Raw genomic sequence first — 13,293 nt, forward strand, 5'->3', positions numbered from 1 at the left:
TATACAACCGTTTTTTACTTCTACGCAACTATTTCTTTAAAATAATTTAATATTTATTCAAATTAGTTTTTAAGTCGCTGAAAAACAAGAAATTTAAGTTTACATTTTTTTTTAGGCTGATTTCTTTCTTTTTAATTTAAGGTTAACTTTAATTGTTTAGCTGGGCTGTTAGGCTAAGCAAATCTGTAATTATTCCTCTTGCGGTTACTGTTGTTCCTGCCCCTGCTCCTTGAATTATCAAAGGTTTATCTTTATATGCCGAGCTATGTATTTCGAATAATGTATCGGCAGCTTTTAATGCACCTAACGGGCTTGACCTATCTACTTCTAATAGATTTACATTTAATTCCTGTGTCTGCACATTTAAATCTGCCACATATCGCAGCGCTTTATCAGGGACTAAATTCTCTTTCTTTTTTAAAAAAGCATGATCTAGCAAGGTTATATTTTTATAAAACGAATCTAATGTACTGTTTCCGTTTAAGGTTTTTGGCACTAAACTTTCCACATTAATAGCATCTATTTCTATTTCTAATTTTAATTCTCTAGCTATAATGAGTAATTTTCTAGCAACATCTACCCCTGAAAGGTCTATTCTTGGGTCTGGTTCTGTATAGGCTTTTGCTTTAGCATCGGCTAATATTTCGCTAAAAGCAGCATTAGAATCTGAAAAAGTATTAAATAGGTAACTAAGTGAACCCGAAAAGACACCACGTACATTGGTAACTTTATCGCCAGAGTTAACTAATTTCTGTAGTGTATCTATAATAGGTAAGCCCGCTCCTACATTTGTTTCGTATAAAAACTTACGTTGATTCACTTTTAAAAGCTCTCTTAATTCTTTATAAAATTGTTGACTTTTTGTATTCGCTACTTTATTTGCCGCTATGATATGAAAGCCGTTTTCTATTAAATAAGGATATGCTTCTACTATTTTAGCAGAAGCTGTTACATCTATAGCTATTAAGTTTTCTAATTTTTGTTCCTTAATATATGTTATAACTTCTGGTAGGCGATAAGGAACCCCAAATTTTTCAAAATTAGTTTCCCACTCTGGCGAGGCTCCTCCTTTTGTATAAAAAGCCAATGTAGAATTTAAAATTACAGGAATATTCACCTCTATTTCTCGTTCATTTTCCCATATTTCTTTTAATGCTATTAATTGATTAACCAATGTGCTCCCTACATTACCTATGCCGAACACTACTATATTTATTGTTTTCATTTATTATTGATTTTTTAAAAATTGAATTTAAAATGTTTGCTAGTTGTTGTTGCTCGATTAAAAAGGCATCATGCCCGTGAATAGATTTAATTTCATGAATAAAAAGATTCTCTTTATATGGTTTTAGTTGCACATAGGTATCCCAGTTTTCTTCAGCTAAAAACAATCCGTCTGTAGGTATTGTTATTATATGTATGGTAGATTCTATTTTACTTATATGTTTTAAAAAAGATCCATCGGCCTGAGCAATATCGATACTAGACAGTAAATAATTGAGGGTTTTATACGCCTGTAACGCATAACGCTTTGCCAATGCATTACCATGATACGTTAACCATGCATTAACGTTAAACTCCCCATCGCTTTTTTGCAGCTTAAATTTACGGTTAAGAGAGGTTGGTGTACGGTAACACAACATAGCATGCTGCCGTGCTTGCTCTAATGGAGCTACTGCATTCTTTAAAATAGATGCTTGGATTGTACATATAGCTTGCAGCCAGTCTGTGGTTTTATAATCTGTTGCGATAGGAATAACCTGTTCTGCTAAAGTAGGAGCTAATGTTGCCATTTGCCATGAAATAGCTCCACCAATAGAAGCCCCTATAATAGTATGTAGTTTTTTTACTCCTAAATTATCGAGTGTTAATAAAAACACTTTAGCCACATCATATATAGTAAGTGCCGTATGGTTTTCTAAAAGATTTCCTTCGCCACTACCATTACCCGGTATATTAATAGAAATAATTGTATACCTTGTAGTATCTAACACGTTGTTTTCCCCAACTATTGCATTCCACCAACCACCATCGCCTATCAATGTAGCATTTGCCGTTAAAGGATGATTAACCAAAATAATTGGAGCCTCCCCTATTGGCAAACCAACTACTTGATAGTACACCAACAAGTCTAACCCCTCTCCCTTTTGCGTTTTATATTGCTTTAGTAAAATAGATTCCACCTCGCTGTGATTTTTATGGGTTTAATTGACGAAAAGCAGATTTTAAATCTTCTTTCAAATCCGTTAAGTTTTCTATTCCTACGCTTAGCCTAATTAAATCTTTAGTTACTCCGGTTTTTTCTTGATCTGCATCACTTAATTGCTGATGCGTGGTACTGGCTGGATGTATTAATAGTGATTTTGTATCGCCGATATTAGCCACTAGCGAAAAAATCCTTGTCGTATTCACTACTTTTTTCGCAGCTTCGTACCCGCCTTTTAAACCAAAAGTTAATAATCCGCTTTGCCCATTTGGTAAATATTTTTTCACCAACGAATAATACTGACTAGTTTTCAACCCTGGATAATTTACCCAAGCCACTTCTTCTTGTTGTGATAACCATTCGGCTAATGCCAAGGCTTGCTTAGAGTGTTTCTCTATCCGTAAAGGAAGCGTTTCTAAACCTTGTATAATTTGAAAAGCATTAAAAGGACTTAATGCAGCACCAAAATCGCGGAGGGTTTCTATTCTTGCTTTTACAATAAAAGCGGCAGCCCCAAAAGTTTCATGATAATTTAATCCGTGATAACCTGGAGAAGGATTTGTAAATTCTGGAAAATTAGTATTGTTCCAATTAAAGTTTCCACCATCAATAATAGCACCACCTAAAGCCGTACCATTACCGTTGATGTATTTTGTTAAGGAATGAATCACAATGTTCGCTCCGTATTTAATAGGGTTTAATAAAAGCGGGGTTGCAACTGTATTGTCTACAATTAAAGGAATGTTATTCGCTTTTGCCACTTCTGCTATTGCAGCAATATCCAGCACATCTAATTTCGGGTTTCCAATAGATTCTATAAAAATAGCTTTGGTATTTGGGGTAATAGCCGCCTTAATAGCCGCTATGTTTCCTGCATCTACAAAGGAAGTCTGTATTCCGCAACGTCGTAAACTTACATCTAATAAATTATACGTTCCGCCATATAAACTATTAGAAGCAACAAGCTCATCGCCATTACGTAAAATAGTAGACAAAGTCGTATGAATAGCGGCAGCTCCTGAGGCGGTTACTAAAGCCCCGATTCCTCCTTCTATTTCTGCTAAACGCTTTTCTAAAATATCGTTCGTAGGGTTGTTTAAACGCGTATAAATAAATCCTGCTTCGGTTAAGTTAAATAGATTTGCGGCATGGCTAGCTCCTTTAAAAACATAAGAGCTCGATTGATGAATAGGTACTGCTCTTGCTCCGCCTTCTTCGTGAATTTGATGCCCTGCATGTAAAACTTTTGTTGATAATTGTAATGTACTCATGGTTATAAAAATTAAATATTAATAATAAAAAAAGCCCTTCGGGATGTGCTGTTATCCAGAAGGGCTTGTAAAAATAGGTTAGAAAACTAAGCTCACTTATGGCAATAACAGTGCAGACGATACATCATCATGTTCATCATCATCATTACCATATTTAGTTTACTTACTTGCATGTATATATTTACGTATAGGTGTTTAAAATAAAAAAAGCCACTGAAAAAAACAGTGGCTTTAAAAGTATAAGGTGAATTTTAGATACTAACGAACCACTGCGGAAAATCTCCACATCATCATTAAGTTAGTATACATAAAATTGTTCATGTTATTTCTTCGAATTATTCTGCAAATTTAAAAACATATTTTTAAAAACCAAATCCTATATAAGCTTTTTACCGCTTCAGTGTAAAATTCTTTTCTAACCCCTATGCTAAAATCAAGACTTCTTCTACAAATAGGCTTTAGTTATGGCATACACTTCATCGTAAGTTTACAAAGTTATCCCTTTAATAAAACGATACTTACCTGTAACACATTAATACAGTAACAATACTCCGTACAAAAACACTACACAAGTACATCAAGACAAGTTCCATTAGTTGTTATTTCTTAGAAAATATTTTATGTATCTTTGCGGTTTATAAAAACTCATGTTTTTAATTTAGTTATGAAAATAGATAACATATTGGAAGATTTTGAAGAAATTGGCGACAACCACATCGCCTCAAGTGCAGAAAACCCGGTTAGAAAAGACGCTTTTAAATTAAGCAACCAGGAAAAAATAGCTAGCATCGAAAAAGATGTTTTCCGAATTTTAGAAACCTTAGGCATGGATTTAACCGACGATAGCCTTAAAGGTACCCCAAAACGTGTAGCAAAAATGTTTGTGGAAGAAATATTTTCAGGGTTACACCCAGACAATAAACCTAAAGCATCTGTTTTTGATAACAAATACAAATATGGCGAAATGCTTGTAGAAAAAAACATTACCGTTTACTCTACTTGCGAGCATCACCTCTTACCTATTGTAGGGCGCGCCCATGTTGCTTATATCTCTAACGGAACCGTTGTAGGACTTTCTAAAATGAACCGAATTGTAGATTATTATGCGAAACGCCCACAAGTACAAGAGCGTATGACCATGCAAATTGTACAAGCCCTACAAGAAATATTAAACACTAAAGATGTGGCTTGTGTAATAGACGCAAAACACTTGTGCGTAAACAGCCGAGGAATCCGTGATATAGAAAGCAGTACCGTAACTAGCGAGTTTGGCGGAAAATTTAAAGATCCTGCGACCAAAAGAGAATTTTTAGATTACATCAATATAGATACCGAATTTTAACCATGGCATTATACGAAAACCAAAACCTAAAAATATACAATTCCCTTACGGGAGAAAAAGAGTTATTTACACCAATTACCCCAGGCTATGTAGGCATGTATGTATGCGGACCTACCGTATACAGTAATGTTCACCTAGGTAATTGTCGTACATTTATCTCTTTCGATTTGGTTTTTCGTTACCTAAAACACCTGGGGTATAAAGTTCGCTATGTACGAAACATTACCGATGCTGGGCACTTGGAAAACGATGCGGAAACAGGAGAAGATCGTATTGCTAAAAAAGCCCGCCTTATGGAAATCGAACCTATGGAGGTTGTACAAAAGTACACCGTAGATTTCCACGATACACTCAAAAAATTTAACAACCTACCGCCTAGCATAGAGCCTACTGCCACAGGGCATATTATCGAGCAAATAGAAATCATCAAAACATTAATCGATAAAGGCTTTGCTTACGAGGCTAATGGCTCTGTATATTTTGATGTACTTAAATACAACCAAGCCCATCACTATGGGATTTTAAGCAAAAGAAAACTAGAAGACCTTATTGCAAATACCCGAGAACTCGACGGGCAAAGCGACAAGAAAAATCCACAGGATTTTGCCTTATGGAAAAAAGCCGAGCCACAACACATCATGCGCTGGCCTTCTCCTTGGGGAACAGGTTTTCCTGGTTGGCACCTAGAGTGTACTGCCATGAGTACAAAATACCTTGGAGACACTTTTGATATTCATGGCGGAGGTATGGATTTAAAATTCCCTCATCACGAATGTGAAATAGCTCAGGGGCACGCAACCACTGGAAAAGCTCCCGTACACTATTGGATGCACGCCAATATGCTTACCTTAAATGGTAAAAAAATGGCAAAAAGTACAGGCAACAACATTCTTCCTACAGAAATTTTTTCGGGTAACAATCATGTGTTAAGCAAAGCTTATGCACCATCGGTAGCAAGGTTTTTTATGTTACAAGCCACTTATGGAAGTGTGTTAGATTTTTCTGACGAAGCACTAATGGCTGCAGAAAAAGGTTTCCTAAAACTTATGGACGCCATTGCTTTACTACCTAAGTTAGAAACAAAAAACACCTCTAGCCTAGATATCAATGCTTGGAAACAATCTTGCTACGATGCTATGAACGATGATTTTAACAGCCCTATTCTTATCGCTAAGTTATTTGAAGCCGTAAAATACATCAACGCCATTGCCAATAACAAAGCAAGCATTACCGAAACTGATAAAGCTGCACTAAAAGAAACGCTACATAATTTTACCTTCGATGTTTTAGGGCTCGAAGCAACCGAGGCGCTAAACGATAATAGTAAAGACCGAAAACGTTTAGAAAACACCATTGCTTTACTTATCGAGCTGCGTAATAAAGCCCGCTTGGATAGAGATTATGCCATGAGCGATAAAATTAGAGATGCCCTTAGCGATATGGATATACAGCTTAAAGACGCAAGAGAAGGTACCACCTTTAGCCTGTAACTCATGCTTAAAAAAATTGTTATTGCCCCTTTTGTACTAATTATTCGGGTTTATCAATTATTTATTTCGCCCCTTACTCCTGCAAGTTGTAGGTTTCAACCAACATGCTCTAGTTATGCACTCGAAGCCTTACAAAAACACGGCTTGCTAAAAGGGAGTTGGCTGGCCATTAATCGCATTCGAAAATGTCACCCGGGCGGAGGTTCTGGTTACGACCCTGTGCCTCCCACCCGTAAATAGTAACTTACACTCCTTGTACTCATCTTTTTTTAACTTTAAAATAAGAAGAGTTTTATGAGAAACTGTATCTTTAAACCCAAAATTAAATTTATGTTTAGCAATGCCATTGTTTGGAACCCTTCGGAAGGGATAGACCTAGGTTTTATCACGCTTCATTACTATAGTTTAATGTTTCTTATAGCCTTCACGCTAGGCTGGTATCTTATGAAAAAAATATACCTTCGTGAAAGCATTGAAATTGAAAAATTAGACAAGCTTTTTATCTATACCGTAATTGCGACCTTAGTAGGCGCAAGATTAGGGCATGTGATTTTTTATCAAACCGAATTGCTTTGGGAAGACCCACTATCGGTTTTCTTACCTGTACAGTTTGTTCCCGAATTTAAATTCACAGGATTTAGAGGACTTGCAAGTCACGGAGCAGCCATCGGTATAATCATAGCCATGTACTTATATAGTAAAAAGGTATTAAAAAAACCAATCTTATGGATTTTAGACCGCATTACTATTCCTGTAGCTATAGGAGGTGCTTTTGTTAGGTTAGGAAACTTTATCAACTCTGAAATTATAGGGAAACCTACCGACAGCGATTTTGGAGTAATCTTTAAACAACTTGGCGAAAATTTCCCTAGGCATCCAGCGCAGCTCTACGAAGCTTTTGGATACATTATTGTTTTTATCATTTTATGGCTCATTTATTGGAAAACCGATAAACGTAAACAACAAGGCTACATTTTTGGTGTTTTTCTAGTCTTATTATGGACTGTACGTTTTCTTGTAGAATTTGTAAAAGAAGCCCAAGTAGACAACCGTGCAGAATGGGCCTTAAATACAGGACAGTGGTTAAGTATCCCTTTTATACTTATTGGATTAGTTCTTATTTTTAGAAAAAACAAACAAGCTTAAGTTATATACGTTATGAAAACCCAACATCTTATTAAATTTAGCCTTATTGGACTTCTTGGCATCCTAATTATTTCTTGTAAAGAAGAAGCTAAACAGCAACGCATAGAGACACCAGAAGTAAGCTTTACGAAAGAAGGAGAACTTCACTTTACCAAAGCTACAGGAGACACCATCGCAACTATTGAAATTGAATTTGCTAAAACAGATTACGAGCAACAAACTGGGTTAATGTACAGAAAATCGATGAAAGCCAACCGTGGGATGCTGTTTGTTTATACAAACGAGCAACCTAGGCCCTACTTTTATATGAAAGATACCTACATTAACCTAGATTTAATATACATCAATGCAAAAGGAGAGCTGGTGGACTTTAATGAAAACGCTCAAGCTTTTGATGAAACAACATTAAGCTCTAATAAACCTGCCCAATATGTACTTGAAGTAAATGCAGGAATGGTAAAAAAATGGGGGCTTAACCTTGGCGATAAAGCTAGCTTTACCGAGCTGTAACCTTACAGAAAACACACCACAAAAAACCACCTAAACTACATAAGGTGGTTTTTTTATGCCTTTTAATAAAATACCTAGCTTATTGTTTTATCAGTTTAATTATTTCTCCTTTTCCGTTATGGTTTTTAGGTTTTAATTCTAAAAAATAAACGCCAGCGGTTATGCCATCTAAAGGGAAACGTATATCTGCTGCTGCTGTTTGGGTTATCTTTTTTATCTCTTTCCCTAAAACATCATAAAGTTTTATAACAAGCATTTGGCTTGTATGATTAGGTAAGCTAATATTTACCACTGTTTGTGCAGGATTAGGATACACCTTTATATCATTAAAAAGATAAGCGTTTATAGCCAAGGTTTTATTATTAAAATAGGCTTTATCGCCATTAACATTTGTTACCACCAGTTCTTTATCTCCGTTACTTAAATCTGTAATCTCAAAATAAAAGCTAAAACTTGTTAGCGTTTCATACTTCATTACAGCACTATAATACCCTGCAAATTCAATGTTCTCTGCAAGGGTACAATAGTCCCACGCTAAACTAACCCAATTAGTTGATTCCCATTGATTATCATTAGTAAAAGTAAGCCCTTGAAAAGCACTCCATCCACAAAAACCAAACCATATCTCATTATCTACTAAATACCATAAATTTGCAGTATTCAATTCTATACGCTCTTGGTTAATTGGTGCCAAGTATTCTTGCCCATCTATTTCTACTTTATAAACATTCCATGAATGGTCTGCTAGTACTTGTTGCTGAGTTTGTGCATAAAAGCTTGTTGCCACAAACAAGACCATAATTATTAGTATATATTTTTTCATGAGCACGATATTTCAGTTAAAGCACATTAAATATAAAATATATCACACTGTTTTACAAATATTTACAAAAAAAACTTTATTTAAAATAAATAATTATTAGTTATTACATGATAAAAAAAGTATCAAATATTCCCTCCCTGATTTTTATGGTATCGCCCGTTACAGGATGCTTTATATCAAACCAAAAGGTGCCGGAAACTATATAACTTTCAAAATCTAATTTGGTAATGGTTAATTCTCCGGTATATTCCTGATTTGTTGATGAAGATTGACTGTCATTAATCGAAAATGTAAACCCTCCCCCTCCAGAGGCATTTCCTTCAGATATTTCAATTAACTGAAGTACTCTTCCTTCTGATATCTTTTTTTTAGTTGTTCCTAACGCTATACTACGTGGCAGTAATGTATATTTATAGCTTTCATCTTTACCTTGTATCCCAAAATGCCAACCATCATCAACATATTGATAAAAGCAATTAAACCAACCACCACTTTTGTCTATAAACGGTTTACCATCTACCAAACAGGCAAATGTACCCTCTCCGGTTTGCGTGGCTTTAGGCAATTGGTCTACGGGGTTTTGGGGTTTGTCATCGTCACTATTACAAGTATACAGGCTTAATGTTAGGGCAATTAATAGGAGTTTTCTCATAATTAGCTAGGATTATTTAAGTCAATTTACGTTAAATACAAAACATATAACACTGTTTTACAAATATTTACAAAAAACTTTTTAAAATAAATAATTATCAGGTTTTACATAATAAAAAAAGTATCAAATCTTCCCTCCCTGATTTTTATGGTATCTCCTATGCTAGGGTGTTTTATTTACCTATAAGAAATACTAGGCTATAATTTACCTGCTCATTTTATTTTTACACAAAATAAAAAAACTATTTTAAGCGCTTTTTTTTTAGTTTTTAGAGATGTTAAAAACTAAACACAAATTGGTTGCTGCGACTTTATAAAAAAAACACCACAAAAAACCTCTTAATTTTAGAGCAAAAATAAACCCATACTTACAACAAAATATAGTTGTTATTCATCCCGTTATTTGAAGAAAAACCAAGCTTTAGTTTTCGTCATGATTTCCCCCTATCAAAGCCATACCTAGTCCACACCTAGTCCACACCTAGTCTAGGGTGAGACCACTAATTGTCCACTAAAAAATGGGCTGATTTTAGTTTAGCTGTGGTTTAATTATGGTATAAAAACAACTTATTTATAAGCTATAAAAAGCAGCAAAAACAATCCCTCTTAAAGGGAGTATTTTAAGCTTGCTTTTCTTGACGATTTATATTAAAAAAACAGCCTTAATTATATAAGGCTATTTTAAACAAAAACCCCTTGGGTATTACCAAGGGGTTTTAAAATTATAGTAGAAGAATACTATATACTTATGCGATATCTTCTTCTGCTGTTTCTGTTTCTTTCTTTTTTAATAAATCTTCGCTATTCTTTTTAGCAGTATCATACATTACTGGTGTTGCTATAAATAACGATGAGTAAGTACCTACAATTACCCCTACGATTAAGGCAAACATAAATCCGCGAATGCTTTCGCCTCCAAAAATAAAGATTGCTAACAATACTAATAAAGTGGTAAGCGAGGTGTTTAATGTACGGCTAATGGTACTGTTTAATGCCGCATTAATTGTTTTATCGAACTTTCTTCCTTGATGATCGTTGAAGTACTCTCTAATTCTATCAAATACAACTACGGTATCATTCAGCGAGTATCCTACTACGGTTAATATCGCAGCGATAAATGCTTGATCTATCTCCATATTAAACGGCATAAAGCTATAGGTTAACGAGAATATCCCTAAAATAATTAATACATCATGGAAAACTGCCGCTACAGCTCCTAAACTAAATTGCCATTTTCTAAATCGGAATAATATGTATAAGAATACTACAATTAACGAACCTATTACTGCAAAGATAGAGGCCTTTTTGATATCATCTGCAATAGTTGGCCCTACCTTCATCGATGACATTACACCTACTTTGGCATCTTCTCCTCCTGCCGAGAATTGGCTATAGGTAATTCCGCTTGGCAAGTATTCTGTAAGTGATTTGAAAAGTTTTTCTGAAATTTCATTATCTACTGCTGTTCCCTCTTCGTCTACTTTATATTTTGTTGTAATTTTAAGTTGGTTTGCAGCTCCAAAAGTCTTTGCTTCTACACTTCCAAATACCTCAGCTAATTGATTTTCTATCTCTGTAGCATTTACAGCCTGGTCAAAACGTACTGTATAGGTTCTTCCTCCTACAAAATCTACCCCTTGGTTTAATCCGTTTAAGGTTAATGAGGCTAAACTTACAACAATAAGTACTCCTGAGAAGATATAAGCAATTTTACGCTTCCCTATAAAATTGATGTTTACGTTTTTAAATAAGTTTTTAGTGGCTGCCGTAGAGAAATCTAAACTTTTTCCGTTTTTACCATATTTATCGATAAACATACGTGTGATAAAGATAGCGGTAAATAAAGATGTACAAATACCTATTAATAACGTGGTTGCAAAACCTTTAATTGGTCCTGTACCAAATACCAATAGGATAATACCTGTTAAACCTGTAGTAATGTTGGCATCGAGAATAGAAGAAAGCGCATTTCTAAATCCATCTCTAATGGCATCTACTTGTGCTTTTCCTTTTGCTAGTTCTTCTTTTATACGTTCGAAGATAAGTACGTTAGCATCGACCGACATACCAATGGTAAGTACAATACCTGCAATACCTGGTAAGGTTAATACGGCTCCCAATCCTGCTAAAATACCAAAGATAAACAAGATGTTTACTGCCAAAGCGATATCGGCATATACTCCTGCTCTTCCGTAGTAGAAAATCATCCAAACCAATACTAAAGCTAGTGCAATCATAAACGACATCATACCGCTATCGATTGCTTCTTGCCCTAATGATGGTCCTACGATTTCACTTTGTACAATATCTGCCGATGCTGGTAATTTACCTGCACGCAATACGTTTGCTAAATCTTGCCCTTCGGTTACTGTAAATTGTCCTGTAATCTCACTTCGTCCTCCAGAAATTGGTCCTTTGCTAAGTCCTGGCGCAGAGTATACGGTATTATCTAACACAATAGCAATTTGCGATTGGTTATTGTAAGCTACGGTGGTCATTTCTTCCCATTTTTTAGCTCCTTTTCCGTTCATTTCCATAGAAACAGCTACGCCACCAACAGGTGTATAAGTTTGTCTAGCATCGGTAATAACGCTACCGCTTAAATCTGGTTCGTTATTTTTATTTGCTTTTAGTGCATAAAGCTCTACGGTTTCGCTTCCTTCTGGTACTAGTCCCCATGCAAACTTAGCGTACTTTTGCTCTGCTGGCAATAGCGAGCGTACTTGAGGCATACGCAGGTAGGTATTCATTTTAGCCGTATCTTTAAGTGCAAAAGTGGCAATAACTGGACCTCCTTGATTTCCTGGAGCTACTAGTAAATCGAAAATTGGATTTTCTCCTTGTGTTTCTTCCTCTTCTGTATCGGCTAAAAGATCATCGATATCCTCTTCTTCTGTAGTTTTAGAATCGGCGGTTTTCTTTGCTTCTGGTTTTAGAATGCTTTTTAGGCGATCGTTAGCTTGCGATAAGAATGGTATTAGTTCTTGCCCTTTAAATACGTGCCAGAATTCTAACTGTGCTGTACTTTGTAATAAGCCTTTTACACGGTCTACATCTTTAGCACCTGGAAGCTCTACTAAAATTCTTCCTGAATTTCCTAAACGCTGAATGTTTGGCTGTGTTACTCCAAATTTATCGATACGTTTACGCAATACTTCAAATGCAGAAGTTATACTTTCGTCTATTCTTCTTCTAATAACAGGTTTTACCTGCTCATTTGTCATATCGTAAGCGATATCGTCACTTAAAGTCTTATTGGCAAAAATATCTGGCGAGGCTAAACGTGCGTCTGCTATTTTATCAAACTCACTAAAGAATATTTCTACATAATCATCCTGACTGCTTTTTTGTGTTTCATCTGCATTAGCTAATGCTTGATTAAAGGCTGGATTTTTTGAATGGTTAGAAAGTTCACGCAAAATATCTTTTACAGAAATTTGTAAAATTACGTTGATTCCTCCTTTTAAATCTAAACCTTTATTAAGCTCTTTTTCTTTTGCTGTATTATACGTAATTCCAGCAAAAATACTTTCGTTCCCAATAGAATCTAAGTACCTGGTTTCTTCTTGCTCTCTTAAGCTTGAATAATTTTCTACCTCTTCACTAATTTTCTGTTTTGCAAAAGCTTTAGCTTTATCTTCTGCGCTTCCTGCGATAAATGTGAATGATAACTGATAAATACATACTAAGCCAAATACAAGTGCAAATAGCTTAATTAATCCCTTATTCTGCATTATTATTCTTTAATGTTATTGATTGATTTATATATAAAAACGGACAAATATAGGATTTCAAAAAAGAACCTACAATAATTTATTTAAGATATATTTTAGAAAAAGCCTACCGAAATAAAT

11 protein-coding genes are annotated in these 13,293 nt (G+C 35.1%); 5 read left to right on the plus strand and 6 right to left on the minus strand.

The genetic code is table 11. The features are described 5' to 3' along the window. Window positions 1–148: 148 nt before the first annotated feature. From GGR32_RS11470 to GGR32_RS11480, 3 genes are read right to left on the minus strand one after another with little or no spacing between them, the layout of a single operon-like run. Window positions 149–1,225 (minus strand): homoserine dehydrogenase family protein, encoded by a 1,077-nt coding sequence (locus tag GGR32_RS11470; RefSeq protein WP_183478347.1) that lies wholly within the window; start codon window positions 1,223–1,225, stop codon window positions 149–151. Next, window positions 1,188–2,183, minus strand: coding sequence for an alpha/beta fold hydrolase (locus tag GGR32_RS11475; protein WP_183478348.1), 996 nt, complete (start codon window positions 2,181–2,183; stop codon window positions 1,188–1,190). The genes GGR32_RS11470 and GGR32_RS11475 overlap by 38 nt, the downstream gene beginning before the upstream one ends. A gap of 13 nt (window positions 2,184–2,196) precedes the next feature. Continuing rightward, window positions 2,197–3,477 (minus strand): O-acetylhomoserine aminocarboxypropyltransferase/cysteine synthase family protein, encoded by a 1,281-nt coding sequence (locus GGR32_RS11480; RefSeq protein WP_183478349.1) that lies wholly within the window; start codon window positions 3,475–3,477, stop codon window positions 2,197–2,199. Window positions 3,478–4,141: 664 nt separating this feature from the next. Here GGR32_RS11480 and folE point away from each other — a divergent pair. The 5 genes from folE (at window position 4,142) to GGR32_RS11505 (ending at window position 7,965) form a co-directional block, all read left to right on the plus strand. Then, entirely contained in the window at window positions 4,142–4,819 is a 678-nt protein-coding gene (gene folE, locus GGR32_RS11485; protein WP_183478350.1) for a GTP cyclohydrolase I FolE, read from the plus strand. A gap of 2 nt (window positions 4,820–4,821) precedes the next feature. Beyond that, complete coding sequence (gene cysS / locus GGR32_RS11490) at window positions 4,822–6,309, plus strand: cysteine--tRNA ligase (protein ID WP_183478351.1); 1,488 nt, start codon at window positions 4,822–4,824, stop codon at window positions 6,307–6,309. A gap of 3 nt (window positions 6,310–6,312) precedes the next feature. Then, window positions 6,313–6,549, plus strand: a complete 237-nt coding sequence (gene yidD, locus GGR32_RS11495) for a membrane protein insertion efficiency factor YidD (RefSeq protein WP_183478352.1) — start codon at window positions 6,313–6,315, stop codon at window positions 6,547–6,549. Window positions 6,550–6,639: 90 nt separating this feature from the next. Continuing rightward, window positions 6,640–7,455, plus strand: a complete 816-nt coding sequence (lgt, locus tag GGR32_RS11500; RefSeq protein ID WP_183478375.1) for a prolipoprotein diacylglyceryl transferase — start codon at window positions 6,640–6,642, stop codon at window positions 7,453–7,455. A gap of 12 nt (window positions 7,456–7,467) precedes the next feature. Further along, on the plus strand, window positions 7,468–7,965 hold the full coding sequence (locus GGR32_RS11505) for a DUF192 domain-containing protein (protein WP_183478353.1): 498 nt from the start codon (window positions 7,468–7,470) through the stop codon (window positions 7,963–7,965). Window positions 7,966–8,044: 79 nt separating this feature from the next. On the opposite strand, the gene GGR32_RS11510 is transcribed toward GGR32_RS11505, so the two are convergent. The 3 genes from GGR32_RS11510 to secDF all read right to left on the minus strand — a co-directional run bounded on the left by GGR32_RS11510 (window position 8,045) and on the right by secDF (window position 13,173). Next, window positions 8,045–8,788, minus strand: a complete 744-nt coding sequence (locus GGR32_RS11510; RefSeq protein ID WP_183478354.1) for a T9SS type A sorting domain-containing protein — start codon at window positions 8,786–8,788, stop codon at window positions 8,045–8,047. A gap of 103 nt (window positions 8,789–8,891) precedes the next feature. Next, on the minus strand, window positions 8,892–9,440 hold the full coding sequence (locus tag GGR32_RS11515; RefSeq protein WP_183478355.1) for a Riean_0653 family protein: 549 nt from the start codon (window positions 9,438–9,440) through the stop codon (window positions 8,892–8,894). A gap of 745 nt (window positions 9,441–10,185) precedes the next feature. Beyond that, window positions 10,186–13,173: a protein translocase subunit SecDF gene (gene secDF / locus GGR32_RS11520; protein ID WP_183478356.1), complete on the minus strand. Its 2,988-nt coding sequence runs from the start codon at window positions 13,171–13,173 to the stop codon at window positions 10,186–10,188. Window positions 13,174–13,293 lie beyond the last annotated feature (120 nt).

This window comes from Mesonia hippocampi, from assembly GCF_014197445.1.
GTDB lineage: Bacteria > Bacteroidota > Bacteroidia > Flavobacteriales > Flavobacteriaceae > Mesonia > Mesonia hippocampi.